This is a genomic window from Asaia bogorensis NBRC 16594, from assembly GCF_001547995.1.
In the GTDB taxonomy this organism is placed as follows: Bacteria; Pseudomonadota; Alphaproteobacteria; order Acetobacterales; family Acetobacteraceae; genus Asaia; species Asaia bogorensis.
The window spans coordinates 361604-387185 of record NZ_AP014690.1 but is presented as its reverse complement, the minus strand read 5'-3'; the positions used below and the strand labels follow the sequence as shown (position 1 = coordinate 387185).

The following is a 25582-nucleotide window of genomic DNA, read 5'->3' as shown; positions in this document are numbered from 1 at the left end:
ATGCCATGTCGCAGCGCGCCACGATCCACGATATTGCCCGGTATTCCGGAGTTTCAACGGCGACAGTCGATCGGGTTATCAATGGCCGCGGCGGCGTAAGACCCGACAAGGAACGTGTGGTGCTTGAAGCCGCCCGCGAACTGGGTGATGGCCGAAGGCTGATCGCCCTTCATGCACGGCTTGCGCGTATTGCTGTTGTCACCCAGCCGCCAGTCAACCCGTTTCATGCGGCATTGCAGGATGCCTTTCGCGTTATCATGCCTGCCTACAGGGAACAGAATATCGCGTGTTTCGAACACCATGCCAGCATCGAGCATCCTGACCGGGCGGCAAGTCTCATCCGCACGCTGGCACGTGAATATGACGGGCTCATCCTGTGTCTGCCCGATCACCCAGGCATCAGGCAGGCCGTAAGCGATGCCTGTGCGAGACTTCCCGTTGTGACGATTGCTTCCGACATCACGGCTCCCGAGCGTCTGGCCTATATCGGCTCGGACAACTACCGTGCGGGTCGTATTGCGGCTGACATGATGGGCCGCCTGCTCGGCCCGCGTGAGGGACGCGTGGCCCTCATTGCGGGGACGATGCATTATATCGGGCATCAGCAGCGCTATGCAGGCTTCATGGCCGCACTCGATGAGCGCTACGCAGCACTCAGTGCCACACCTGCGCTGGAATGTCTGGAAAACGACGACAGGGCAGCCGACGCCGTTCATGCCCTGCTGCAGGAGCATCGCGATATTGTCGGGATCTATCATTTCTCGACCGGGGCCGACGCCATTGCGCGTCTGCTCGAAAAACAGGGCATGGCCGACAGGCTGGTCTTCATCACACACGAACTGACACCCCACCGCGCCACGTTGCTGCGCTCAGGCACGATCGACATTGTGCTCGACCAGAACCCTATGCTCGAGGCGCGAACGGCACTTTCCACTCTCAGCCACTATCTGGGGCGCTGCACAGCCCCTCTTGATGGCCCGATCATTCCCCTGTCGGTCCATACACGTGAGACGGTCTGAGCATTTCATCGGAACTGCCCGTCAAATCCCTGCTTCCCGCCCCGGAAAAGCGAGGTTAGGACCCTATTCTCGTCCGGGACGCGCCCGTGCCGGAAAGTCTTCCGTATCAAAGCGTCGTAACGCAGTGATTTTCGCATCGTCCAGCTTCTGCTCCCTTCCCGCAAACCGGGCTGTGATGAAGTTTGCGAGAGCTGCAATCTGATGATCGGTAAGATCGTGACGAAACGCCGGCATGAAGGCAACGCCATCAGCACCCTGGCGATGCACGCCGGCCAGAATGGTCATGACGAGATTATTGGGCCGGTCGGATAACACGGCTCGGCTCTGCGTGAGCGATGGATAATAATCATCAGCTGTCCCGCTTCCGTCGAGTTGATGACATGCCGCGCAGGCAGCCATATAGAGCGCGGCACCACCTGAAATATCGCGATAATTGCGTCGATCCGCGTAAGCGGCGGGAGACGCCTCGCGTTCGCTCCGAGCGGCCGCGCGTGTCTGACGGTCTTGAGGTGAGTCAATCGAGTAAATGGGGCGTTCATGCGAGGCATTGGCCGGGACAATGGCAGACGCAGAAATGCCCTGGATAGCCGCCTCTGGAACTGAGGGGCGCTTCAGCGTACGCAGATAGGCCGTGATCGCTGAAAGATCCTGAGGAGTCAGGAACCGCAGGGAATGCTCGACCGCCTCGCCCATCGGTCCTGCAGCTACCCCTTTATTGCGGACATGCCCGTCACGTAGATAGGTTTCGATGTCCTGATCCCGCCATGATGCGAGTGGCGCATTCTGCCCGGCAGCGATATCGGGGGCATACCACCCCCCGACCTGAGCCCCTCTGAGCGCATGGCCCGTGCGCGCAGCCATCATGAAGTTGCGCGGCGTATGGCAGGTTCCGCAATGAGCCACAGCCTCGACCAGATAACGCCCCCTGGCCTGTTCCTCCGTCTCGTCTTGCCAACGGGCAAAGACACGACGATCGAGATACAGCCAGTTCCAGACCCGCATCAGCCCTCGAATATTATAGGGAAAACGCAGTGACGTGACCGGCCTTGCCGCGTCTTCGATGGGCTCGATGGCGGTTTGCATATACGTATAGAGCGCGTGAATATCCTGATCCGTCATTGCCGCATAGGAATCATAGGGCATGGCCGGATAAAGAGAGACACCATTCGACGAAACACCGCCGCGAACAGCACGCGCAAACGCGGCCTCGGACCAGCGCCCGATGCCCTGGGTTTTCGATGGTGTGATATTACTCGAATAGATCACCCCCATAGGAGTCTGGATACCATATCCTCCTGCATAGGGCGCCCCGCCAGGCCGGGTGTGGCAGGCAACGCAATCCGCAGCACGAGCCAGATAGGCACCACGATCGAGCACTGTCTGATCTGCGCTGAATGCGGGGCATATCATTGCAACACCAAGCATCAGCAAGGCGCCAGAGTGCCATTGTCTTGCCCGGCGCTGCTTTCTGGGCAGCGTTTTGAAGGATTTGTCTCGCATGGCCCCATGCCGGGACTGACAATCCGCCATGACTCAGATCTCCTTCAGCATGATGGCGGCTGAGCGCAGGGACAGGGCGCAACCTGTCAGGGTCGGATTGACCACTGACGCCGCCGGCATGATCCCTGTCGTGGCGATGAAAAGATTATCGTGGTCATGGCTGCGACCCTCCGCATTCACCACAGAGTTACGCGGGTCATTACCCATGATTACCGTGCCCATCGGATGATCGCGGTTTTCCCATGTCGTGAGATTCTGATCGAAAATCTCGCCACCCAGCAGGCTGAGGAAGCGGGCATAATCGTCTTTGATCACGGCCCCGGCGGCCCGGGCATAATCATTGACGTCGTAATAGATATCCATGAGTGGCAGACCATGGAAATCCCGTTTGCTGGTACTCAGTGTCATACGGTTGCCAGGCTCGGGCAGCATTTCGATATTGGAGTCCATAAAAACCCAGCGCGCCGCCATGTGCCTTATTTTCTCGTCAAGCTCCGGGCCGATAATCCCTTGTGACAGCAGGCGCTCGGTGATCTGCACATTACCGACGAAATTGCCGACTTCGTGACGGATGCAGCCATGAAAACGGCGGAAATCGCCATCGCGCCATTTGAGTACGTCGCCCTGCTGTACCGGGCCGCGGCCCGACCACATGGGTTCATCCGCGATCATCGCCAGAGAAAATGCGTTATGATCCATGAGATTTCGACCCACCATGCCCGAGGAATTACCGACGTCGGACAGGAGCATGAGACGCGGCGTTTCCAGCGCATGGGCTGCAACCATTACCTGGCGGGCCGTCAGACGGATCGATTGCTTTGCAGGCGTATAGTAATGCACCGCCGCAATGCGCTTACCATCCGGCGTCTTTTCCAGACGATAGACTGTTGCATCGCTGACAAGTCTGGCCCCGGCACGCTCGGCCTTCGTGGCGTGGCGGTCACCGCTATACTGAGAGCCTATCGGGCAGATCGGTGAGCAATTATTGTTCCCGACGCATGCCGGTCGATCGTCATACGGATCGGTTGCGCGCCCATTGGGCTGATAGGTGAATGGATACCCTCCCACGGCCACACGATCGCGAAAACGCTGGCTGAAATAGCTGAGCGCCTGGGGCCTTACCGGAAACGGCGCCTGACGTGGAGGGAACGCTGCGCCACTCTTACCGCTGTAATCGGCATTATCATCGCCGGAGACCCCCATCTCGATTTCGGCCTGATGATAGAACGGCTCAAGATCGTCATACGATATCGGCCAGTCGCGCCCCACGCCGTAGAGCGTCTGCAGGCGGAAATCATTGGGAAGCAGGCGCCAGCATGCCCCTCCCCAATGCCATGTGGTTCCCCCAACCATACGCAACATGCCAGGCACATAATCGACAGGGCCGTGATTGGTGATGTAGCCCGGCACAAATGAACTCGGGGCCCAGGGCTCATTTGGATAAGGCTGATTGCGATTGCCGGCATCAGTGCTCACATTCCCGCATTCCCGAAAGCTCTCGACGATCTTCCAGCGTGGTACACGGGTGCCTGCTTCGAGAATAATGACCGACTTACCATTACGGGCGAGGTGATGAGCCGCCAGACTACCGATCACCCCCGAGCCGACCACGATCACGTCGGCATCATAATCATGCTGTACCATCAGAATTCTGATCCATTGCTCTGGGAGACGCTCGCCCCCGCCGGACGGCCATTCGGCAGCCCGCCCTGCTGTTGCCGGTCTTTCTGCTGCCTGTCCTCAATGGGGGGTGGGTCCGCCCAGTATCCGGGGCCGCCACGCGCGTAGGTGGGAATAACTGTCACGTCGATCGTGGGGCGCCACATCAGGGCCCCTTCATAGGTGATGAATACCGGCGTACCTGTCTCGGCGCGTGGCAGCATCGGGCCGACACGCCCCAGATACCAGGCACTCACAATATCGACAGCCACAGCGTGCAGCATTTCATGTGCACGGGCTTCGGAGTGCTGGTAGTCACGCCAGGTTTTTACGCCCGCCTTGCTCAGGGCTGTCGCAAGGGCGCTATAGCGGCCCGGAAACTCCCCGTCGCGCATGACGAGGCCGGACCACACCTGCCTGGCCAATGCCGGATCCAGATCATCGTGACCTATAAGCGTGAAAGAAAGCGCGTGAAACCCGTCAGGACAGGGCACAGCCTCGCCGACAAGCGGGCTGGAACGAGCTTTGCCATACAACGCCACCACAGGAACAAGCGCCATGCCGCACCGCAAAATACTGCGTCTTGTTGCCTCGCCCATAGCGTCATCCCATCTCCGGCACGTCGGAAAACCGGCACTGAGGCACCCCAGGCGCCGCGCATCGATCCGTTGTCCCGTCACACCTGTTTGATCGGGCCTGTATGCCCGGGACTGCTATCTAGACGGGGGGACAGGATCAAAACGATCATCATGATGATCTGATTTCATCATGACGGTGAGACGAGCGTGCGAAAATGCTGGACAAGGTCGAGATCAACAGAAGCCGCAGGAAGCGTGCCACATTAAAGGATATCGCAGCTCTGGCTGGCGTTGGAACTGCGACTGTCGAACGTGCGCTGCACAGCAGGGGCAATGTACGACCGGAAACCTGTCGGCGCATCCTGACGATCGCGCGCGATCTCGAATATTTTCCGACCCTGCCCAACCTGCATCAGGGCGTGTTGCGCATTGATGTATTACTGGTACGTCCGGAAACGCTTTTCTACGCGCGTTTGAGCCAGGCCTTCAAAACGCTGGCGGCCTCTCTGGGCAAGGATATCCAGGTGCATCGCAATTTCGTGGGCGAAGCGGATATTGCTGCTTTTGTCGCCCGTATCCTCGACGCCCCTTACAGACGCTCGGCGCTGGTCATTGCCTGTCCTTCCCATCCCGATATACTCGAAGCGCTGCATCATGTTGCCAGCGATGGGCTGCCTGTGATCCAGATCGTCACGCGCAACCTGCCCGGGCTGCCTTACGTCGGCATCGATAATCACGCGGCAGGGCGTACAGCAGCCCTGTGCCTTACGCGCAGTCTCTCGCAACGATCGGGTTCACTGCTCGCGCTTTGCCATTCCATGACCTATGCCAATCATCGCGAGCGTATAGAAGGTTTTTCCGGTTTCCTCTCCGGGCAGGCTGCGCAGCAGCACCGACTGGCTGACATTCTGTTCGATGGAGATGATCCCGACGAAGCCGCGCGCCTGCTGCATCAGGCCATCCTGGATAATCCGGACCTCATCGGTGTTTATACAGCGGGTGGCGACAACCTGCGTATCGGCGAGGTTCTGCGTCGCCACAGACAGCGCAGCCTGTGCTGGATAGGGCATGAGGTCAACCCGGTGACACGCGCATGCCTGATCGACGGCACGATGAGTTTTGCCATCGATCAGACACCCGAAACCCAGGCCGGCCTGGCACTCCACCTCAGCTTGCAGAAACTTGGTATCATTCCGGCTCTTATTGGCTTCGATCCGCCTCAATTCCGGTTGGTGACCTCTGAAAATATTGGTTAGCGACGCCGAAATATGTCGCTTCATTCTCTACCCGGCATAAGCCCGTGACACAGCACAGAATAAGGCGTTGAAAGCGGCTCGGGCCCTTCGCGTGCGCTGCGCATGCAAACGATGGCAACCGAAGAAGAATCGCGACAATATTACCCGCGGCAGGGTGAAATAAAAAATTAACTATGCAATTCTTCCGTCAATAATGACAGCGCTGCGTGTCGCGGGTATCGTGCGCAACGTGCTGTACGACCTGCCCGCTGATCCTTTCATCGTGCGACGTTGACAGCGCGTGAGCGCTGGCAACCATCACGTCTTTCTTCATGCCAGATTGCGCCCGCTTCGCCCCGCAAGGGCGCTGATATCTGACGAGAACGAGTAGAACCATGTTTCTGAAAAATGCGCTTGTCACCCTGCTCACTGCCACGACCCTCGCGTCACCCCCGCTCGCCATTGCTGCGACGGATACGAGCAGCCTTGCCACGGCCCAGGTGACGATGGTGCCGCAATACACTCTGGCCTGGCCGCATGCGCTCGGGCCCGTCGATATCTTCGTATCCCGTACCGCCAGCAAAGAGGGTATGACCCTCGTGCAACAGCACAATGACAGCAGCGCAGCGCGCGTGATTTCCCCGTTCCCGGGACAGAGGCGTGTCTATTTCTTTATCAAACCGGTTGATGGCAAACCGGGGCAGTGGGTTGCGAACCGCATTCTGCCGCTGGATGGCGTGGCAAACTTTCGCGATATGGGCGGTTATGAAACCGCAGACCACCATCATGTGCGCTGGGGCGAATTCTATCGCTCGGCCGCGCCCGGCGGCCTGACGAGCGCCGATTATGCGCTGGTCGACACGCTGGGCATCAAAAGCGTGACCGATCTGCGCACGCAGGCGGAACAGCAGAAACAGCCGACACACTGGCAGGTCAGCGGGCAGGAAAAACCACCCGCTTTCTATCCCTCGGAGAAGCCTGTTCTGCCGGGTGACATGACGGACAAATCACGTCTGGCGAAGATGGATCAGACCCAGGCCAAGGCGCTGATGGAGGCATTTTATGCAAAGATGCCGGATTACTATGCGCCGGAGCTGAAGGCGCTATTTGCCCGCCTTGTCGCGCACCAGACCCCCACCCTGACACACTGCACCGCGGGCAAGGATCGCACCGGATTTGCCTCTGCACTCATTCTCTATGCTTTGGGTGTGCCCGAGCAGACGATCCTGAGCGATTACGCCATGAGTGGTGATCTGCTTCGCGCGCATATGACGCCCAGCTTCAAGGCCGCGATGAATGACCCCAAAAACGGTGGGGCCATGGCAGCGTCGCCTGCCATGAGTGCGCTGCTCAATTCCGACCCTGCCTATCTCGAAGCCGCCTTTGCCTCGATCCGCAAGCAATATGGTTCGATCAATGCCTATCTGGCCAAGGCCCTCGATGTCGGTCCGACGCAGATCAAGGCGCTGCGCGACGCCTATCTCGACTGAGCGCCCGGCCGAAAAGCGGTATCAAACGGGTATCGGCAATACGTCGGTGCCTTCGGAACGGATATGAGGGCCCACAATGCAGTGTGCCCTCGTTCTATCAAATGGCGCTCTAATGGCGCGACAGTGCACACGCTGCCGATAGAACCTTATCTGGATGTCCCATCCACAAGCGTGGCGCGATAGACGGCCCCGCGAAAGCGATGTTCACGGGCCTCGCGATAGGCGTCGCTTTCATACCAGGCCATTGCGGCTGCACGATCCGGGAATTCGAGAATGACGATGCCTTCGGGTCCTTCGCCTTCCAGACATTCCTGCGCGCCATAGAAGACGATCGGGGTTAGAGGGTGCTTGTCGATCGTTGCAGCCGCCAAACCCGAATAGATATCCATCTCGCTCTGGTCGATCAGGCGTTCCTTGGTGAAAACGATATAGACGCTCATGATGTGTATCCCTTCTGAAATGCGACAGATGATCGGGTCCTATGGACCTCAATGTCCGATATAGCGGCCCGGTCGGTGATAGGCGATCAGCACACCGCTCGTGGCCACAGCGCTGAGAGCCGACAAGGCAGCCTTGTCGAGCGGCAGATAGAACGCTGAAACAGAAAGAATGACGGCATCGATTGTGATCTGCACACGCCCGGCATTGATTCCGCGTGCCTTCTGCAACCACAGGCATATGATGCCCGTCCCTCCGACGCCCGCCTGATGGCGCGCCAGACATAATATCCCAAGCCCGATCATCGTGCCTGAAAACAGGGCAGAGAACAGCGGGTTTATGTAGGACAGGTTCATCACCAGTGGCATTTCCCCGGCGGCGAAGGTCACGCCCAAACTCGCCAGCATGGTTCTGAAGGCAAACCCCGTGCTCATGGCGCGTATGGCAAAAAGCAGGAAAGGAAAATTGATCAGGGTAAACAGATTACCCGGTGAGACAGGCACCAGATAGGACAGCAAAAGAGCGATCCCGGCCATGCCTCCCGTAACCAGCCCAGCCTTGTGCAGGCACAATATGCCCATGACGATCAGGGAACACCCGATGAAAAAGGCGTAGATATCTTCTGCGAGCGAGTGCCGCAGGGCCGGTACGTGCGGCGTGGTCATTTCCGGATCTTGTCCTTGGTGCAGGGTCGGGCGGTCCGCTGTTGCAAGCAGCAGACCGCCGGGTCGATGTCATTCTTCAGGAATGTGCAGGGGGCTAGTTGCCGTAGAGCGTTCCCACGGCATCATGCATCGCCAGCGCGACGGGTGCCGCATCGTAACGCCTCATGCGGACCTCGATGAAATGACCTCGTGAGGTATCCGCGTTGCAGGCGGCAAAAGCGGCCTCGAGCTCATCGCGTGTCGCGACGGTGCTGACGGCCCAGTCGTCGCACCCCAGCGCGGCAGGCAGGAGGTGATAGCGCCACTGGGCGAGGTCATTGTAATAGGTCTCACCGTCCTTGCACAAAAGCCGCTCAATCAGATAGCCATCGTTATTGATGACAACCACGACAGGGTGTTTCCTGAAGCGACCGAACTGGCTCAGTTCCTGGGCCGTCAGCTGATGCGACCCCTCGCCTGTCACAAGGATTACCCGGCGTGACGATGCGGCCATCGCCATACCGAAAGAGGCAGGAGTCGCCCAGCCGATAGACCCCCACAGGGTCTGGTTATGATAGCTCACATCCTCTGGCAGGCGGATTTCCGCCATACCCATTGAGGCATTGCCGGTTTCGGCCGCAATGATATCACCCGGCCTAATGAGCGACTGAAGATCATGATAAAGCGTCGCGGAGGAAATGAAGGGCTCATTTCCCGCAACGGGACGCGCCTGTACAGGCAGTTCGCCCTCGAAACGCCGGATCGTGTCTGCCTGGGCGCAAAGCCCATCGAGGACATCGTGCATCATCACGCCATTGATAATCTCATGACCAAAAACAACATGGTCCGGCATGATGTTGATCAGATGTTCTTCGGAGAGTTTTGCCGTAAACGCGCCGGTGTTGAAATCTGTCTGCTGCATACCGATCCCGAGCACCAGATCGCACCCTTCCACGAAATCGGCGATATTTTCATGAAGCAGATGGCCGTAATAAAGGCCGAGATAGTGCGGGGCGGTTTCTCTCACCACGCTTTTATCGGCAAACATGGTCGCGTGGGGAAGCGCCGTGCGATCGAGAAAATCCTGCATGCGGGCCTGATTGCCAAAACGCGTAGCCAGAATACCCGGCAGAACGCAGGATCGCGCGCTTTTCTCCAGACTGGCGAGAATACGGGCAATGACCGAGCCGAGGGCGTCGGGACTGCTTTGCGCTGGTTGCAGGATGAGTGGCGCAGCCGCCACCACTGGCTTGCCCGCGATATCGGAGGGAATACCGAAATAAATGGGGCGTCGTTCAGCGCACATGGCATGAATGGCACGCTCGACTTCCTGGATACAGTTTTCCGGAGTGAGAATGACGCGGGCGCAGGTAAAATCGGCGGCAGCATTGTAGAAGGCCAGAAAATTACCGTTGGCCAGTGAGTGATGAACCAGCTTGTCGGAGCCCAGCACCGATGAGGCGGGCATACCAACGATATGGACAATCGGCAGGCGCTCGGCAAAAGCCCCGGCGACACCGTTCAGGGCACTGAGCTCACCCACGCCGAACGTCGTGCTCAGAGCCGCAACGCCATTTACGCGCGCGTACCCGTCAGCACTATAGGCGGCATTGAGTTCATTGCAGCTGCCCACCCAAATCATGTCATCGCGGGCACAGACAGCATCTTCAATCGGGAAGGCGTAATCACCTGCGACACCGAACACGTGGCGGATGCCCAGATCGGCAACGCGGTTCAGCAGATGCTCTATGACAGTCACACTCATGGCTTGCCTCTCGTCAAACAAGAACAGGCCGGTCATACATGCTTCGCAATATATAATATAATATGATATTTTTATGCCGAATATAGGATTTTGGCTATGTCGCCTGCGCAGATCACCTTTCGCGAGCTTACCCATTTCCTCGCCGTGATCAGCGAGGGAGGCTTTGTGCGTGCCAGTCAGGCGCTCAATATCAGTCAGCCATCGATCAGCCAGAGTGTGCAGAGTCTCGAGGCCAAGATCGGGGCCAGCCTGATCGTGCGTGGCAGGAAAACCATTCAGTTGACCGAGAAGGGCCAGATATTCCGCCGCTATGCGGAAAGAACGGTCAATGACGAAATAAACCTGAGAGAGCGGCTTTCAGAAACGAGGGAAACCGTGGAAGGCCCGCTGCGCGTGGCTGTCCCTCCGGCCATCGCTTCGATCTGCTTTCCGGCCATTATCGATGTTTTCTGCCGCAGATATCCGGATGTGATGCTGGAAATCGACGAATGTCCGTCCGATCGACTGATACCGCGCCTGCGTAGCGGCAAAACGGAGATTGCAGCGCTCATCCTCCCCGCAGCAGAGCGGGATTTGCGCCTTTATCCGCTAGGGCGAGATCATCTCTCCCTTGTCGTGCCAAGCCAGCACCCGCTGGCCGAAGCGCATCATTGCCGTCTGGACGACATTCTGGACGAACGCATCGTCCTGCTGCGTGAGGATTTCAAGATCAACGATTTCATCATGAGTGCCTTTGCCAGCCATTCGACGCAGCCTCATGTCACCGGGCGCACGAGCGATATCCACCTCCTGATGGCCATGGTGCGGGCGGGGGTCGGGCTGGGGATCGTACCCTCGCTTCTCTGCCGGGATAGCCGCATGAATGGCCTGACCGCCCTCAAGCTTTTATCACCCAGCATCAGCTTCGATCTGGTTATGGCGACACGCAAGGATCGCACGCTCTCAAAAGCAGGCGAGGCCTGGAGGCGCGTCTGCCAGGCGCATTTCATCGAAACTGATACCGCTACCGAGAACTGAGACGCACTTCATGCGTGATATCGCGGCCCGGCTTCGCGTGTAAGTGGCTACGACCTCCCGTACGCCTGTGATGAGCCGGCGTCGTGGTGGCAGCACATACCGTTCCTGTTACGCCTCAACCGCGCGCGGTCTTGTCAGACAGAACAGATAGAGTTGGGGAATGGCCGACAGGGTTATCGCGAGATAACTGCCCCACACCATGAAAACGACGCCCCAGCCGACGAGCGCCATCACGTTCACGAACCCGATCAATTGCAGCGGTGAGAGCACTCTCCTGAAACTCTCGCGTATCGCCTGATATAAACCGAATAATGCGATCAGAAACAGGACATCACCGAGGCTGAGAAATGGTTCAGGATTAGGGTAGGACGCCATGGCCCAGAATGATTCATGCCCATTCCACATTGGTACCCGTCCGTCCATGCTCATCCTTCCTGCGCCGTGCACATTTGCGACCCTTGTTTCGATAAAGATACAATCGGGTGGCAATCCGGATGATGCAATTAAAAAAGGGGCGCCTTGCGGCACCCCTTTCCTGCGAAAGTCCTGAGCTGGTACGATCGACGCGGCCAATCAGCCTTTCTGGGACAGGACAGCGTCCTTGATACGTTGCCCGATCTTCTCATCGACGTTGGACCAGTACTCGAACACACGCGACAGCACCGGCTCCTCGACGCCACCGGCAATATGACCAGCAGCATTCTGGACCAGACGCTCGCGAGCAGCGTCATCCATGACCTTGTTCACCAACGCATTGGCCTGACCGAAATCATCGTCATCCGGGCGCAGCGTGTAGGCCGCACGAACGAACTCACCATCCGCGGCCCAGACGGCATTTTCCGGGAAGCGCTCACCATTGGCCACCGGGCCACCCTTGGAGTTCGGCGCATAAACCGGATCGGACACATTATGCGAACGCATCGTGCCGCCCTTGGAGTAGGAATGGACCGGACATTTTGGGGCGTTGACCGGGATCTGCTTGTAGTTCACGCCAAGGCGGGCGCGATGGGCGTCAGCATAGGCGAAGGAACGCGCCAGAAGCATCTTGTCCGGTGAAAGACCCGTGCCAGGCACATAATTGTTCGGCTCGAAAGCGACCTGTTCGATCTGGGCAAAGAAATCCGTGGGATTACGGTCGAGCGTGAGCTTGCCCACCTCGATCAGCGGATACTCACCCTGCGGCCAGACCTTTGTCAGGTCGAAGGGGTTGATATGATAGGTCTTGGCATCCTCATAGGGCATGATCTGCATCTTGAGCGTCCAGCTCGGGTTTTCACCGCGCTTGATCGCGTTGAACAGATCACGACGGTGATAATCCGCATCGCTGCCTGCCAGCTTGTCGGCCTGATCCTGCGTCAGGCACTTGATGCCCTGATCGGTCTTGAAGTGATACTTGACCCAGAAGCGCTCACCCGCCTCGTTGACCCACAGATAGGTATGGCTCGAGAAGCCATCCATGTGACGCCAGCTTGCCGGAATACCACGATCGCCCATGAGCCACGTGACCTGATGCGCTGATTCCGGGCTCAGCGTCCAGAAATCCCACTGCATGTCATTATCGCGCAGGCCGTTATCGGCACGGCGCTTTTGCGAGTGGATGAAATGTTGGAACTTCATCGGATCGCGCACGAAAAAGACGGGGGTGTTATTCCCCACCATGTCGAAATTGCCTTCCTCGGTGTAGAACTTCACCGAGAAGCCACGTGGGTCACGCCATGTGTCGGGGCTGCCGGACTCGCCAGCCACCGTGGAGAAACGCACCACGGTTTCGGTCTTCTGGCCCTTTTGCAAAAATTTCGCCTTGGTATAGGCGCTGACATCATGCGTGACCTCGAAATGACCGAAGGCACCGCCACCCTTCGCATGGGGCTGACGATCGGGAATCATTTCCCGGTTGAAGGTCGCCATCTGCTCGATCAGATAATGATCATGCATCAGGATCGGGCCGTCGGCCCCGACACTCAGTGAATAATCGGTGCTGGCGACTGGCGCGCCAGAATCGGTGGTCGTGTTCTTCAGACGTTCATCAGACATCGGAGCTCTCCGGTGGTGGAATACGTGTGGCTATAAGCACGTATCCGCTTGCTGGTTCCGAAGATCTCTTATCGAGAATATTTATGAAGAAAGCCCGTAGAACGGATTCAGGATCACACCAACCCTAAATGCGAATGACTATCATTTGGTCTGTATTGTTGTGCCAGCCCGCCATTCTTGCTGGTGAGTCGTCAACGCTCCGAAGATTCGGCAGTTGCACCAGACGACGCACAGAACTTTCCGGTACGTGCTGACATGCTCGCAATGTTCTAAAGAAACAGGAACGAGCCTGACCAGACAGGACGCGGCCCTTTACAGCCCCACCTGAAAACTGGACGCGAAGCGTCGCAACGCGCGCTCGCTATTGCCATCCTCAGCCCAGGATTCGAGCCCGATCACGCCCGTATAGCCCAGTCGCTTCAACGCACGGGCAATAGCCGGATAGTTGATCTCGCCCGTCCCCGGCTCACATCGGCCGGGCACATCGGCCACCTGTATTTCCCCGATATAGGGAAGCGCCTGCTCGATCAGGGCGATCAGATTCCCCTCGCCAATCTGCGCATGGTACAGATCGAGCATCAGGCGCAGGGACGGTTGATCGACGCTTTGCACCAATGCCAGACACTCCTGTGCGCGGCCAAAGGGCACGCCGGGATGATCGACTGCGGCATTGAGATTCTCAAGCACGAACATCACGTCGTTTCTCGCCGCCAGTTCGGCAAGACGCGCCAGCGTGTCACGCGCCTTCATCCACATGCTTCCATCGGCACCGTTCGGACTGGGCCGCACAGGTAGCCCGCGGGAGTCGAGGCCAGTGCCGTGCAGATTAAGCCTTGGTGCCCCCAGCTCATGCGCAGCGCGGATTGACTGCGCCGCCGTGTGCAGCATTTCCCGTGCGCCACTTTCGTCAGCCAGCGTGCCGCGTATATAGCCGGTCATGGACGAGAATTGCGCCCCCGTAGCGGCGAGCCGCCTGAGATCGTGGCGCGTCCAGTCCCATATCTCGATCATGAATCCTTCACGCGCGATATGTCTGACACGCTCGATAAAGGGCAGATCAAGAAACTGCATTTCGGCGCAGACAGCCAGCGTGAAAGGCTGTGCATCCGTCTGATCAGGCAAACCGGTCTCGGGGGGCATCATGGCTCTTCTCCCTGGAGGCGAATGCTCACAATTCTCCAGTCAGGAACTGGGCGCGACCATGGCCGAAGGACCAATGGGCATCGTTGTTCTCGACCACTGAAACCATGACATCCGAAGGGGCCATACCACAGCTTGTCTGGAGTCTCTCAGTCAGACATTTATAGAATGCAGCATTTTTGGCATCACCTCTTGGTCTTGTGAACATTTGCAAAAGAAGAACCTTGTCTGTTCTTGGGATATCGAGACCGGTATCTTCAACAATCAGATGTGTTTTCTTGTGTTCCGAAACGATCTGATAGCGATCGCCACGCGGTACCTCGAACGTTTCGAGCATGGCCTCATGAGCCGCGTCGAGCATCGCCTTGATATCGTCGTCGCTTCGCCCTTCGACCACGTGGAAATGAAGTAGCGGCATTGTTTTTTCCCGAATGGTGGATGCCAGTACAACGCATGACCGGCACCCTGATGATGTGTTGAAGCAGGGACGATGACAGGCGCACCGCCCCATCATCCCTGCGGGGCGTCCGTTGTTGTCCCCCGAGCAGCGTTCCTTGACGGCACCCCGGCGATACGCGCCGAGGATACAGTCTCAGGACGCGTCAGAGCGTGATCCAGCTCTTGTCCCTGTCGGACATCACCGCTGAATCGATGAGGCGCTGAACTTCCCAGGCTTCGCGGAAATCGGGGCTGGCCGGCCTGTTCTGATCGATGGCGCGGATAAACTCGGCCATCTCGATCGTCTTGAGATCGTTGAAGCCCAGATGATGCCCGCCCGCCACGCAGAACGCGCCATAGGGCGCATGCTGCGGTCCGGACTCGATCAACCTGAAGCCGTTGCTGCGCGGATCTTCACCAGCCTTAAAATACTGGAGTTCATTCATCCGCTCCTGATCGAAAGCAAGCGTGCCCTTGCTGCCGGAAACCTGAAACGCAAGCTGCATGTTGCGACCGGTCGCGAGCCAGTTAGCCTGTAATGTGCCAGAGCATCCCCGCTCGAACGAGACCAGCATACGCGCGATATCATCCACTCCCACCTGGCGGTGCTCGCTGGCACCGGGGCTGACGGGACGGGTTCTGATGGGTGTGTCGAGCTTGGCAAAGACCGTATTGACCGGCCCCAGAAGATAACGGGCAATCGCGATGATGTGGCTGCCCACATCGGCAATGGCTCCCTGCCCGCCTGCCGGATCGCAACGCCATGACCAGGGCGTGGCCGGGTCAGCCATGAAGCCTTCGGCGTGGATCCCGTTGAAATCGGTAATCTCGCCCAGTTCGCCCGAGGCGATCATGTCACGGGCATATTTCAGGAGAGGGTTCTTGATATAATTGAATCCGCTGGCGCTGCGCACACCGGCCTTTTCAGCTGCCAGCGTCATTTCCAGAGCGTCGGCCGCGCTGATAGCCAGCGGCTTTTCGCAATGGACATGCTTGCCTGCGGCAATGGCGGCAAGGGCCATCTCCTTGTGAAACAGCGTCGGTGTCGTGATCGAGATCACATCGATTTCAGGATCAGCCACCAGCGCCTGCCAGTCAGTCAATGCCTTAGCGAAACCGAACTGGTTTTTGAACTGCTCGGCCCTGCTGCCATCGATATCAGCCACGGCGTGCAGGACCGGGCGCGAGATATCATCAAAAACGTTGCCTGCAGCCTGATAGGCCAGAGCGTGGGCCTTGCCCATGAAACCTGTGCCGATCAGGCCGACACGAATGGACTTTCTCATCAGATTTCCCCTCGCTCAGACATGACGGGTGGAGTTGGCCGCGACACTGGCCGCCGTATTCGACTGGGCACGATGATTGATCATCGTATCCTCAATTTTCTCGAGGGAAACGCCCTTGGTCTCAGGCACAAATTTCATGACGAACCACAGGGCAAACAATCCAAGGATTGCGAAGAGCCACATGGAGAAGGCGCCATGGAAGTGCTCGGTCAGATATTTGTTTTCGCTCAGCATCGGGAAAAACTGGCTGACCACGAAATTCATGCCCCATTGCGACGTGACAGCAAGGCTGATGCCGACCGCACGGAAACGATTGGGGAAAATCTCTGAAATCAGGATCCAGCATACCGGGCCCCATGACAGGCCGAACATCAGCATGAATACCAGCATCCCTGTCAGCGCCATGAGGCCAGTGGACTGGGTGTAGAGCCCCCATGACACGACGAGCAGACCCAGCACCATACCGATCGATCCCCAGAGCATCAGCGGCTTGCGACCCTGACGATCCACGATCCAGGCGCCGATGATGCAGCCGGCCAGTAGCGCAAAACCGATCCAGATCGTCTGGAACAGCGCAGCCTGAAGGCTCCCGCTGGTCGATTTCAGCACCATCGGGGCGTAATACATCATGACATTGATGCCGGTGACCTGCTGCAGCGCAGCAATGCTGGCCCCGACGAAAATGATCCAGCGTGCACGCGCATCACCCAGAACCTTCGTAAAGCCCAGGGACGATTGTGCGACGGCACCCAGAGACTGCTTGATTTCAGCATGAAGGTTGCGGGCGTGATGCTCATTCGAAATACGGGTGAGCGTTTTCAGCGCCTCGTCGTGACGGCCCTTGAGGACGTGCCAGCGTGGTGATTCCGGAATGAAGAAGATCGTCGCGCAGAACAGGATGCAGGGCACGATTTCAGAGCCGAACATCCAGCGCCAGCCCATATCCAGCAGCCATTCCGGCGTAGCGGAACGCGCGATCAGGTAATTGACGATAAACACAACCACCTGACCGAACACGATGGCGAACTGCTCCATGCTGAGCGCACGGCCACGCATATCCTTGGGCGAAACCTCGGACATGTACATGGGCGAGATAGCCGATGCGACACCCACAGCGATGCCACCGAGCATGCGATAGACCACGAACCAGGTGAGGTCTGTTGCGAGCGCTGTCCCGACCGATTGCAGGCTGAAAAGCAGGGCGCAGATGAACAGCGTCATGCGCCGCCCCAGTTTGTCGGCCATCGTGCCGGAAATCATGGCGCCGACCATGCAGCCGATCACCACGTTGGATACGGCCCAGCCAGTCTGCGCAGGGGAGAGGTGGAAATATTCCTGCAAGGGCGAAATCGCCCCCGAAATGACCGATGTATCGTAACCGAACAGAATTCCGCCCAGAGCGGCAATAGCGCAGATACGCAGGACATAGCCTACGTCATGTCGCTCGGACGCGACCATGACGACGTCTTTTACTCTTCTCATCGAAGATTCTCCTGTCCCGACGGTTTTTCCGCCGGGTGAGACAGTCAGAGACCGGGTTTCAGATGGCCATGGTGATCCTGAGCGCCCTGCGCTGCATCGCACCCCGTTGCGAGAACATGCGACAGACCCGTCCGGCCTCGTGAGATATCAGTTTTCCAGATCGATCGGCTTTCAACCGCCATACAGGCCAGGCCTGGGTGACATGGTAATTGGCTCGATCCTGCCGCTTTCCTGCGCCTTGACGCAGGCATCGGCGGCGACCGACGCGCAATATCCATCCCAGGACGTGGCACCGTTGAGCTTGCCGGCTTTCACACCATTGATGAAATCCTGCACCTCGACATCATAGGCAGCGATGAAACGCTCCTTCCAGTCAGTCATGATTTCAGTGGAGAGCGAGGCCGCCTTGCGCAGTTCCACGGCTGGCGGTGCCGGCAGGCTGGCCTCGCCAAGTTCGCCGACGACGGCGCATTTGATGTCATAGCCGTACTGGCAGTTCACGAATATCTCGACATCGATACGGATGCCTTTTTTCGTCTCCAGCAGGACGATCTGCGGATCGCGCATATGCTCCATGGCCTTTGACGTGCGGCGCGGGAAAATCACCTGCGCGCTCACATAGTCATCGCCGAGCATCCAGCGAAAGACATCAAGCTCATGCACAAGCGTATCGGTAATGCCCATATCGGTCTTGTAATTCGCACCGACACGCTGATTGCGATGGGCTGCGTGAATCATCAGCACTTCACCGATCTCGCCCTTGTCGATCAGAGCCTTGAGGGCGCGATACCCGGAATCATAGGGGCGCATGAAGCCCACCTGAACAAGGCGCTTGCCATGCGCCGCCTCGGCTTCGACGATTTTCAGGCAATCTGCAGCCGTGGTCGCGAGCGGTTTTTCGCAAAACACGTATTTACCGTGGCGGATGGCCTCGAGCACATATTGTGCGTGCGTCCCACCCCAGGAGGTTACGATCACGGCCTCGACTTCGGGCAGGGCAATGAGCGATTCACCATCCTCTGGCACCTTGGCCTGAGAGGCATATTTGTCAGCCACTTCACGGGCTCGCACGAGGTTCACATCGGTAACGGCCACAATTTCCGCGCCCGAGAGTGACTGCATGCAGCGGCGGATATGGTCTTCACCAATCGCGCCTGTGCCGATAACGCCAATTTTGAGAGTCTCGGTTTTGTAAGACATGGGTCTGTGCTCCGGTATGTCGGATCAATAGGGAAGATGGGCCTGGTCGGGATCCATGGAGAATTTCCACACCCGCCGCGGGCCTGCCATGACATTGAGATAATAGAGATCGAAACCATGAGGGGCGCCGACCGGATGGTACCCTTTGGGCACCAGAACAACGTCGCGGTCAGCAATGGCCATCGCCTCGTCCAGCGAACCATCCTTGGTATAGACACGCTGGAGGGCGAACCCGCTGCCGCGCTTCAGGCGGTGATAATAGGTCTCTTCCAGATAGGTCTCGTTCGGGAAGTCATCCGTGTCATGCTTGTGCGGTGGATAGCTGGACCAGTGACCGCCCGGTGTGATGACCTCAACCACCAGCAGCGTTTCAGCCGGGGCCGTATCGGGCAGGATATTGCGCACAAAACGCTGATTGGTGCCTGTGCCGCGTGTCAGTTCACCCACCTCTTCGGGCGGGATCAGCCTTGCCGGATATTTTCCCTTGGCGGGCGACGCGCAAACAGCCAGCTCAACAGGGGTCTCGGCCTCAACGCGCCAGTCTGCCCCGGAGGGCAGATAGACCGACCAGGGTGCTCCGCTGAACGGGTCCATGCGCTCGCCGATCACACCGAAATCCTGATCTGCGCCGATGATGCGGGCCTTCCCGCTGATCAGGACAAGACAGGTTTCGTTCGGGCCGGTACGGTCCGCCACCTGTTCACCCGCCTCAAGCACGCGCACATTGAAGCTGATATAGCCCCAGCCCGCCGATTGCGGTGTGACCGAAACCGTGCATTTCGAATCATCGCGCTTGTGGGAATGGACCAGAAGCTTCGAACTCATAATGCCGCTCCTGTCATATGGCCTGTCGCAATCAGCGTATCGACCAGATAATTTCGGCCCATGCGGGCATAGACGAGCGGATTGGCAATCTCGGGGTCCTGCTCGGCTTCCAGCACAATCCAGCCGGAATAGTCGGGCAGTTCGCGCATGACGCGGGCATAATCGATGCAGCCATCACCCGGCACGGTAAAGACGCCGGAAAGGACAGAGCGCAGGAAGCTCCAGTCATACACATCGGCCTGGGCCCGCTTGAACGGTCGGATATCCTTGCCATGCACATGGCGGATACGATCACGATAGGATCGTGCCAGCTCAGCCGGGTCAGACCCGCCCCATAGCGCATGGCCGGTATCGAGCAGCAGCTTCACCGAGGGGCCCGTCAGATCCATGAAGCGTGCGATATCCTCGCGCGACTGCACCACAGTGCCCATATGATGATGATAGACAAGGTCGATGCCATGATCGGCAAGGAAGTCAGCCACCACGGTCATGCGGCGTGTAAATTCGGTCCATTCGCCGCCCTTCAGATAGGGGCGTGCCGAGAGCGGTGTGTCGATCTGGCCATGAATGGCATTCGAGGTTTCGGCCGCAATACAGACCTTGCAGCCCATACCCTTGAGCAGTTCCAGACGGGGCTTGAGCGCGGCAATTTCCTCATCTGCGCTGCGGGTCAACAGCTCGGTGGACCACCAGCCCGAGATGAACTCGAGACCGAACGGGTCGAGCGCGGCCTTCATGCCTGAAACGGTCTGGGGAAATTTATGCCCCAGTTCCATACCCTGTATGCCCGCCTTGCGAGCCTGGGCCAGGCACATCTCCAGCGTGGTGGATGCCCCCACCGATTGCATGTCATCGTTGGACCAGATGATGGGATTTGCGCCGATCTTGATGGTCATGTCTGCCTCCAGAATGAGGATTGATGCGTCAGAAGGGATCAGTTGCCGATACGCTGGGTGCCACGCTGGCGCTCATAGCTCTCGCGGGCCTTGCCGACCTGGCTTCGCGGCGAGACCTCTGGCACGGCCACATCCCACCAGGCGCCCCCATCGGTAGTCGTGGGTGCGGGATCGGTATCGATCACGATCACCGTGGTGCGGTCGGCAGCGCGGGCACGCTCGACAGCGGCTGTCAGGGACGGCAGATCGGGCACTTTCTCGGCATGGGCACCGAGCCCGTGAGCGAGTTGCACAAAGTCGATCTTGAACGGCTGAACCTGCCTGCAATCTTCCCATAGATTGTTGAAAGGCGCCCCGCCACATTCCTGCTGAAGGCGGTTGATACAGCCATAACCGTGGTTATCGAGCAGCACGATGATCAGCTTCTGATCGAGCACCACCGAGGTGGCGATCTCGGCATTGAGCATCAGCCAGGATCCGTCTCCCAGCATCACGATCACCTCGCGCTCCGGGCAGGCCATCTTCACGCCCAGTGCCCCGGCAAGCTCGTAACCCATGCAGGAAAAGCCATATTCCATATGGTATCCGCCCGGTTGTTCAGCCCGCCAGTGCTTTTGCAACTCGGCAGGCAGACCGCCTGCGGCGCAAACCACCGTATCGGTGGGTCGCCCTGCCCGCTGCACGGCGCCAATCACCTGGGCATCGGTTGGCAGGGAGGTCTGGCTCGCATCGGGCAGCGCCTGATAACGCGCCGAGATGTCCATCCAGTCGCGATACGCACGCTCGGCCTTGCCGGTCCATTCCGGTATGGCTTTCCAGTCTTTCAGCCCTGCTTCGAGGGCAGAGAGCGACTTGCCGGCATCGCCCACCACGGCCAGTGCCTGATGCTTGGTGGCATCGAAAGGCTGGATATTGAGCGAGACGATCCGCATATCCGGGTTGGCGAACAACCCCCAGGAACCCGTCGTGAAATCGGCAAGACGCGTTCCGACGGCAATGACGAGATCGGCCTCGGCGGCCATTTCATTGGCGGCTGAACTGCCGCTCACCCCGATACCCCCCATGTTGAGGGTGTTCGACGTGGGCAGAGAGGACCGACCGGCCTGTGTCTCTCCAACCGGGATACCCTTAGCCGCGCAGAAAGCCGCAAGCTGCTTTTCGATCCCGGCATAAAGGACGCCGCCCCCTGCAATCACCAGCGGCTTGCGCGACTGGCTGATCAGGGCAATGGCCTCTTCCAGTTCGACTTCGTCGGCAACCGGGCGGCGTATGCGATGGATGCGCTCTGCAAAGAAGCTTTCGGGATAATCGAAGGCTTCTGCCTGCACGTCCTGACAGAGCGAGAGCGTCACCGGGCCACATTCAGCCGGATCGGTCAGCACGGTCATGGCGCGGTTGAAGGCCGGAATGATCTGCTCGGGACGTGTGATACGGTCGAAATAGCGCGAGACAGCCCTGAAGCAGTCGCTGGCACTGACCGTGCCATCGCCGAAATCCTCAACCTGCTGCAACACGGGATCCGGAATACGATTGGCAAAAACATCGCCCGGCAGCAGCAGGACAGGCAGACGGTTCACATGAGCAACGGCAGCGCCGGTAACCATGTTGAGCGCACCCGGCCCGATCGAACTCGTGCAGGCCATGACCTGACGGCGGCGGGCGGCCTTGGCGAAAGCCGTGGCCGCATGGACCATGCCTTGCTCGTTATGACCACGCAATGTCGGCAGGATGTCACGCTGCGCATGAAGCGCCTCGCCCAGACCGGCGACATTGCCATGACCGAAAATGGCCCAGACACCGGCAAAAAAGGGCTCGATGCGCCCGTCGATCTCGGTTTTCTGCGCCATCATGGCCCGAACAAGGGCCTGGCTCATGGTCAGACGGATGGTTTTCATAGGCGTATACTCTTCCCTGACGTCACGCACTGGCCCCGGAGAGCACCGCCTGATCGCGGGACTCCCAGGCGGTCACGAAGGCCTGAAACCGGCGCGCCATTTCGGCCACGGCCTGGTCGTCGGTTGTCTTGCCGGCAAGCCAGTCGCGGGCAGGCTGGGCGAAAATGGTGCGACCGATTGCAAAGCCCTTGACCCAGGGCGTCGCGGCAGAAGCCTCGAAGGCTTCCATCAGCTCCTCGGCTGGCGCATCGAGGCCAAGAATGACCACGCCACGGCAATGCGGATCGCGCGCCTCAATCACAGCACCGATTTTCTCCCACGCCTTCCTGTCGCGCTGCCCCTCGAGCTTCCACCAGTCGGGGCGCAGCCCGGTATCGTAAAGACGCGAAAGGATGGACGAGACGGTATCGGGATTAAGCGCGCCGTTCTTGCCCGCAATGATCTCGATCAGAATTTCCTTGCCCAGCTTGCGGCAGGCATCCTGGGCCCGGATCAACTCGCGCTCCTGACGCTGCTTCAGTTCCTCAGGATCATCGGGGTGGTAGAAACACAGGCACTTGATCACCTGCTCACTCGGCCACTCCACCAGATGCGCCCCAAGCGACCCGCCGCACTCGAAATCGAGCGGACGCGAGCCGGTTTTCTCGATAGGGCGTGCAGTCCATAGCCCGGCATGAGAGGCCTCGAACAACGCATCCTGCCCGTAGCGACCATCCATGAATACACCAAAACCGGCACGCCCCTGAGAGACAGATTTTGCGGCTTCGACAGCGAGTTTCTTGAATTTGGGAATACGGTCGAATGAGGCTCCCACTGCCGTGGCAATTTCCTCAAGCTGCAACCGGTGGTCGCACGCAAGCGCCATGATGGGCGTTGTCTGCTGACGGCGCGTCGTGACCCAGTGCAGGTGATTGATGGCAGTGTCGCGACGCAGGGCGCGCTCATTGCTGCCCTTTTCGAGGAAGTAGCTCAGTTCCTCCCATGTCGGAATTTCCGACGAGCACAGAAGGCGCGAGACAGCAAAGGCCCCGCAGGCATTGGCGAAGCGACAGCACTCGGCAATCTTCTCGCCCCTGACCCAGCCGCGCAGGAAGCCCGACATGAAGGCATCGCCCGCCCCGAGTGTATTATAGACCTCAACCGGAAAGCCGGGGCCCGAAATACCGTCTTCGAGCGTATCGGGAATGGCACCATCGAACACGACACATCCCATCGGGCCACGCTTGCAGACGATCGTGCCACTGGAAACAGCCCGGATGGCCCGAATGGCCTCAAGCGTATCCTCGCTGCCCCCTGCAATATGCAGCTCTTCCTCGGTACCGACGATCAGATCGCATTCCGGCAGGATTTCCATGAGATGCCGCGTGACATTCTCGGATTTCACATAGCGCGACTCACCATCGCCAATGCCGGCCAGACCCCACAGATTGGGGCGGTAATCCACATCGAATACCACCTTGCCGCCATGCGCATGCACAAGATCCATCGCCTTGCGCTGCGCCTTGGCCGAAGCCGGGCGCGAGAAATGCGTGCCGGTCACGACAACTGCTTTGGCGCGGGCGATCAGTGCGGGATCGATATCGTTTTCGTCCAGCGCTGCATCGGCACAATCGGTGCGATAAAACAGAAGCGGGAAGTTTTCACGATCACGCACCCCAAGAATGGCGAGCGCCGTAAACCGATCGGGATCGACGCGCACACCATCGGTGCACACACCCTCGCGCTGCAATTGCTCGGTGATGAAGCGCCCGAAATGCTCATGACCCACACGGGTGATGATGGCCGATTTCAGGCCGAGCCGCGATGTGCCGATAGCGATATTGGCCGGGCAACCACCGACTGCCTTGCTGAAACTGGCCATATCTTCCAGCCGGCCACCAATCTGCTGCCCGTATAGATCGACTGAGGAACGTCCTATGGCGATGATATCGAGATCCTGTCCGCGCATCCCCGACTCCTGCAAGCATGTTACGTTGCGCATGATAAGAACATACATTCTGTTCTTGGTCACGTCATAGAACGTACATTCCCTAATTTTCTTTAACTTCGCACGCTGATGTGATTAACTGCGTGGCAAGGGCGTCATGAGCGACCGGGACACTTCGCCCGGATGCCCGGTTTTGCTATGGAATATCCATTCCCTTTTGCGGATCACCTTGCCTTGACCGATATTGCTGAAGACGCCGTGCCGACCCAGTCCGATTTTGACGCGTTCCACCATCGCCTGCGCCAATGCTATGCGCAGCTTCCCAAGAGGCTGGTCCAGCTTGCTGATTTCGTGACCGAGGATCCCGATGAAGTGGCGCTCGGAACGGTCAGCTCCCTGGCAAGACAGGCCGGCGTGCAGCCCTCGACCGTCGTGCGTTTTGCCCGCACGCTGGGTTTTGGCGGCTTTTCGGAAATGCAGGCGGTTTTTCGTGACCGTTTGCGCGTGCGCAACGTGACCTATCGCGAGCGCGTCAATGCGCTGCATCGCGTCGATGGCGAGCCGCTCGAAGCCTCAGTTATTTTCAATGGTTTTTACGAGGCAGCGCATGACTCCCTGCGTGCCTTGCAGGCCCATCTGCTGCCTGAACGGCTTGAGGCTGCTGTCACCACCATGGCGCAGGCCAACTGCCTCTATCTCCTGGGGCTGCGCCGTTCCATGCCAGTCATACGCTATCTGTCCTATCTTCTGGCAAAACTCGATATTCGCCATCAGATCATTGGGCTCGAAACCGGTATGGAAGAGGAAAGCTTTGCCCATGCCGGACCAGAGGATGCAGCTCTGGTGCTGAGCTATACGGATTACGCACCCCGCACGATCGAGCTGTTTCAAGCGCTCGAGGCGCGCCATGTGCCGGTTATCGCCATGACGGACAGCGCAGCCAGCCCGGTCATCCCGCAGTCAGGCCTGTGGCTGGAAGTGCATGAAGCCGATTTTCAGGGATTTCGCTCCAACGCAGCCTCGCTGGTGCTCGTTTCAACCCTTGCTGCCGCCATTGCCGAACGCCGGGGCTAGGCGATCAGCAGAGCGCGCCGGCGTACTGGAAATCCCGCAT

22 protein-coding genes are annotated in these 25582 nt (G+C 58.7%); 5 read left to right on the top strand and 17 right to left on the bottom strand.

All coding sequences use genetic code 11. The annotated features are described in order from the left end of the window. Positions 1-5 precede the first annotated feature (5 nt). Positions 6-1019: a LacI family DNA-binding transcriptional regulator gene (locus Asbog_RS01765; protein ID WP_171840643.1), complete on the top strand. Its 1014-nt coding sequence runs from the start codon at positions 6-8 to the stop codon at positions 1017-1019. Positions 1020-1082: 63 nt separating this feature from the next. On the opposite strand, the gene Asbog_RS01760 is transcribed toward Asbog_RS01765, so the two are convergent. From Asbog_RS01760 to Asbog_RS01750, 3 genes are read right to left on the bottom strand one after another with little or no spacing between them, the layout of a single operon-like run. Beyond that, the gene (locus Asbog_RS01760) at positions 1083-2549 is read right to left on the bottom strand and encodes a c-type cytochrome (RefSeq protein WP_083510654.1); all 1467 of its coding nucleotides are present in this window, start codon (positions 2547-2549) and stop codon (positions 1083-1085) included. Positions 2550-2552: 3 nt separating this feature from the next. Next, the gene (locus Asbog_RS01755; protein WP_062163864.1) at positions 2553-4163 is read right to left on the bottom strand and encodes a GMC family oxidoreductase; all 1611 of its coding nucleotides are present in this window, start codon (positions 4161-4163) and stop codon (positions 2553-2555) included. Then, the gene (locus Asbog_RS01750; RefSeq protein WP_083510653.1) at positions 4163-4777 is read right to left on the bottom strand and encodes a sugar dehydrogenase complex small subunit; all 615 of its coding nucleotides are present in this window, start codon (positions 4775-4777) and stop codon (positions 4163-4165) included. The genes Asbog_RS01755 and Asbog_RS01750 overlap by 1 nt, the downstream gene beginning before the upstream one ends. Before the next feature lie 194 nt (positions 4778-4971). Here Asbog_RS01750 and Asbog_RS01745 point away from each other — a divergent pair, with 194 nt between their 5' ends. Together Asbog_RS01745 and Asbog_RS01740 are read left to right on the top strand one after the other, a co-directional pair. Further along, positions 4972-6012: a LacI family DNA-binding transcriptional regulator gene (locus Asbog_RS01745; protein ID WP_062163862.1), complete on the top strand. Its 1041-nt coding sequence runs from the start codon at positions 4972-4974 to the stop codon at positions 6010-6012. 374 nt (positions 6013-6386) lie between these two features. Continuing rightward, entirely contained in the window at positions 6387-7481 is a 1095-nt protein-coding gene (locus Asbog_RS01740; protein ID WP_062163861.1) for a tyrosine-protein phosphatase, read from the top strand. 146 nt (positions 7482-7627) lie between these two features. Here Asbog_RS01740 and Asbog_RS01735 read toward each other — a convergent pair whose 3' ends face one another. The 3 genes from Asbog_RS01735 to Asbog_RS01725 all read right to left on the bottom strand — a co-directional run bounded on the left by Asbog_RS01735 (position 7628) and on the right by Asbog_RS01725 (position 10328). Further along, entirely contained in the window at positions 7628-7921 is a 294-nt protein-coding gene (locus Asbog_RS01735) for a DUF1330 domain-containing protein (RefSeq protein WP_035443981.1), read from the bottom strand. Between the two features lie 48 nt (positions 7922-7969). After that, the gene (locus Asbog_RS01730; protein ID WP_023979629.1) at positions 7970-8584 is read right to left on the bottom strand and encodes a YitT family protein; all 615 of its coding nucleotides are present in this window, start codon (positions 8582-8584) and stop codon (positions 7970-7972) included. A gap of 94 nt (positions 8585-8678) precedes the next feature. Further along, on the bottom strand, positions 8679-10328 hold the full coding sequence (locus tag Asbog_RS01725; protein WP_062165643.1) for an alpha-keto acid decarboxylase family protein: 1650 nt from the start codon (positions 10326-10328) through the stop codon (positions 8679-8681). A gap of 96 nt (positions 10329-10424) precedes the next feature. Between Asbog_RS01725 and Asbog_RS01720 the strand changes: the two genes are divergently transcribed. Next, on the top strand, positions 10425-11345 hold the full coding sequence (locus Asbog_RS01720) for a LysR family transcriptional regulator (RefSeq protein ID WP_062163860.1): 921 nt from the start codon (positions 10425-10427) through the stop codon (positions 11343-11345). A 108-nt stretch (positions 11346-11453) separates the two neighbouring features. Here the strand turns inward: Asbog_RS01720 and Asbog_RS01715 are convergent, their stop codons facing one another. The 11 genes from Asbog_RS01715 to Asbog_RS01665 all read right to left on the bottom strand — a co-directional run bounded on the left by Asbog_RS01715 (position 11454) and on the right by Asbog_RS01665 (position 24489). Further along, positions 11454-11768 (bottom strand): hypothetical protein, encoded by a 315-nt coding sequence (locus tag Asbog_RS01715; protein ID WP_146926427.1) that lies wholly within the window; start codon positions 11766-11768, stop codon positions 11454-11456. Positions 11769-11918: 150 nt separating this feature from the next. Then, on the bottom strand, positions 11919-13379 hold the full coding sequence (locus Asbog_RS01710) for a catalase (RefSeq protein WP_062163858.1): 1461 nt from the start codon (positions 13377-13379) through the stop codon (positions 11919-11921). Positions 13380-13691: 312 nt separating this feature from the next. Next, the gene (locus tag Asbog_RS01705) at positions 13692-14522 is read right to left on the bottom strand and encodes a TIM barrel protein (RefSeq protein WP_197669051.1); all 831 of its coding nucleotides are present in this window, start codon (positions 14520-14522) and stop codon (positions 13692-13694) included. A gap of 25 nt (positions 14523-14547) precedes the next feature. Then, entirely contained in the window at positions 14548-14937 is a 390-nt protein-coding gene (locus Asbog_RS01700) for a tautomerase family protein (RefSeq protein ID WP_062163857.1), read from the bottom strand. A gap of 184 nt (positions 14938-15121) precedes the next feature. Beyond that, positions 15122-16243 (bottom strand): Gfo/Idh/MocA family protein, encoded by a 1122-nt coding sequence (locus Asbog_RS01695; protein ID WP_062163856.1) that lies wholly within the window; start codon positions 16241-16243, stop codon positions 15122-15124. Positions 16244-16258: 15 nt separating this feature from the next. Further along, a complete protein-coding gene (locus Asbog_RS01690; protein ID WP_231944630.1) occupies positions 16259-17725 on the bottom strand; it encodes a sugar porter family MFS transporter in 1467 nt (488 codons plus the stop codon). Positions 17726-17896: 171 nt separating this feature from the next. After that, positions 17897-18925 carry a Gfo/Idh/MocA family protein gene (locus Asbog_RS01685; RefSeq protein ID WP_062163854.1) on the bottom strand — a complete coding sequence of 343 codons (1029 nt, stop codon included), beginning with the start codon at positions 18923-18925 and terminating at the stop codon, positions 17897-17899. A 24-nt stretch (positions 18926-18949) separates the two neighbouring features. Next, on the bottom strand, positions 18950-19750 hold the full coding sequence (gene iolB, locus Asbog_RS01680) for a 5-deoxy-glucuronate isomerase (protein WP_062163853.1): 801 nt from the start codon (positions 19748-19750) through the stop codon (positions 18950-18952). Beyond that, entirely contained in the window at positions 19747-20646 is a 900-nt protein-coding gene (gene iolE / locus Asbog_RS01675; protein WP_062163852.1) for a myo-inosose-2 dehydratase, read from the bottom strand. Before iolE ends, iolB begins: the two co-directional genes overlap by 4 nt. A gap of 38 nt (positions 20647-20684) precedes the next feature. Further along, positions 20685-22541, bottom strand: coding sequence for a 3D-(3,5/4)-trihydroxycyclohexane-1,2-dione acylhydrolase (decyclizing) (iolD, locus tag Asbog_RS01670; RefSeq protein WP_062163851.1), 1857 nt, complete (start codon positions 22539-22541; stop codon positions 20685-20687). Positions 22542-22563: 22 nt separating this feature from the next. Then, the gene (locus tag Asbog_RS01665; protein ID WP_062163850.1) at positions 22564-24489 is read right to left on the bottom strand and encodes a bifunctional 5-dehydro-2-deoxygluconokinase/5-dehydro-2-deoxyphosphogluconate aldolase; all 1926 of its coding nucleotides are present in this window, start codon (positions 24487-24489) and stop codon (positions 22564-22566) included. A 213-nt stretch (positions 24490-24702) separates the two neighbouring features. On the opposite strand from Asbog_RS01665, the gene Asbog_RS01660 reads away from it, so the two are divergent. Then, positions 24703-25542, top strand: a complete 840-nt coding sequence (locus Asbog_RS01660; protein WP_231944628.1) for a MurR/RpiR family transcriptional regulator — start codon at positions 24703-24705, stop codon at positions 25540-25542. Positions 25543-25582: the final 40 nt, after the last annotated feature.

What these genes read in the sequence shown, in the direction of transcription:
- Asbog_RS01765 (WP_171840643.1), top strand. Translation starts at nt 6, where the DNA reads ATGTCGCAGCGCGCCACGATCCACGATATTGCCCGGTATTCCGGAGTT.
- Asbog_RS01760 (WP_083510654.1), bottom strand. Translation starts at nt 2,549, where the DNA reads ATGGCGGATTGTCAGTCCCGGCATGGGGCCATGCGAGACAAATCCTTC.
- Asbog_RS01755 (WP_062163864.1), bottom strand. Translation starts at nt 4,163, where the DNA reads ATGGTACAGCATGATTATGATGCCGACGTGATCGTGGTCGGCTCGGGG.
- Asbog_RS01750 (WP_083510653.1), bottom strand. Translation starts at nt 4,777, where the DNA reads ATGGGCGAGGCAACAAGACGCAGTATTTTGCGGTGCGGCATGGCGCTT.
- Asbog_RS01745 (WP_062163862.1), top strand. Translation starts at nt 4,972, where the DNA reads ATGCTGGACAAGGTCGAGATCAACAGAAGCCGCAGGAAGCGTGCCACA.
- Asbog_RS01740 (WP_062163861.1), top strand. Translation starts at nt 6,387, where the DNA reads ATGTTTCTGAAAAATGCGCTTGTCACCCTGCTCACTGCCACGACCCTC.
- Asbog_RS01735 (WP_035443981.1), bottom strand. Translation starts at nt 7,921, where the DNA reads ATGAGCGTCTATATCGTTTTCACCAAGGAACGCCTGATCGACCAGAGC.
- Asbog_RS01730 (WP_023979629.1), bottom strand. Translation starts at nt 8,584, where the DNA reads ATGACCACGCCGCACGTACCGGCCCTGCGGCACTCGCTCGCAGAAGAT.
- Asbog_RS01725 (WP_062165643.1), bottom strand. Translation starts at nt 10,328, where the DNA reads ATGAGTGTGACTGTCATAGAGCATCTGCTGAACCGCGTTGCCGATCTG.
- Asbog_RS01720 (WP_062163860.1), top strand. Translation starts at nt 10,425, where the DNA reads ATGTCGCCTGCGCAGATCACCTTTCGCGAGCTTACCCATTTCCTCGCC.
- Asbog_RS01715 (WP_146926427.1), bottom strand. Translation starts at nt 11,768, where the DNA reads ATGGACGGACGGGTACCAATGTGGAATGGGCATGAATCATTCTGGGCC.
- Asbog_RS01710 (WP_062163858.1), bottom strand. Translation starts at nt 13,379, where the DNA reads ATGTCTGATGAACGTCTGAAGAACACGACCACCGATTCTGGCGCGCCA.
- Asbog_RS01705 (WP_197669051.1), bottom strand. Translation starts at nt 14,522, where the DNA reads ATGATGCCCCCCGAGACCGGTTTGCCTGATCAGACGGATGCACAGCCT.
- Asbog_RS01700 (WP_062163857.1), bottom strand. Translation starts at nt 14,937, where the DNA reads ATGCCGCTACTTCATTTCCACGTGGTCGAAGGGCGAAGCGACGACGAT.
- Asbog_RS01695 (WP_062163856.1), bottom strand. Translation starts at nt 16,243, where the DNA reads ATGAGAAAGTCCATTCGTGTCGGCCTGATCGGCACAGGTTTCATGGGC.
- Asbog_RS01690 (WP_231944630.1), bottom strand. Translation starts at nt 17,725, where the DNA reads ATGAGAAGAGTAAAAGACGTCGTCATGGTCGCGTCCGAGCGACATGAC.
- Asbog_RS01685 (WP_062163854.1), bottom strand. Translation starts at nt 18,925, where the DNA reads ATGTCTTACAAAACCGAGACTCTCAAAATTGGCGTTATCGGCACAGGC.
- iolB (WP_062163853.1), bottom strand. Translation starts at nt 19,750, where the DNA reads ATGAGTTCGAAGCTTCTGGTCCATTCCCACAAGCGCGATGATTCGAAA.
- iolE (WP_062163852.1), bottom strand. Translation starts at nt 20,646, where the DNA reads ATGACCATCAAGATCGGCGCAAATCCCATCATCTGGTCCAACGATGAC.
- iolD (WP_062163851.1), bottom strand. Translation starts at nt 22,541, where the DNA reads ATGAAAACCATCCGTCTGACCATGAGCCAGGCCCTTGTTCGGGCCATG.
- Asbog_RS01665 (WP_062163850.1), bottom strand. Translation starts at nt 24,489, where the DNA reads ATGCGCGGACAGGATCTCGATATCATCGCCATAGGACGTTCCTCAGTC.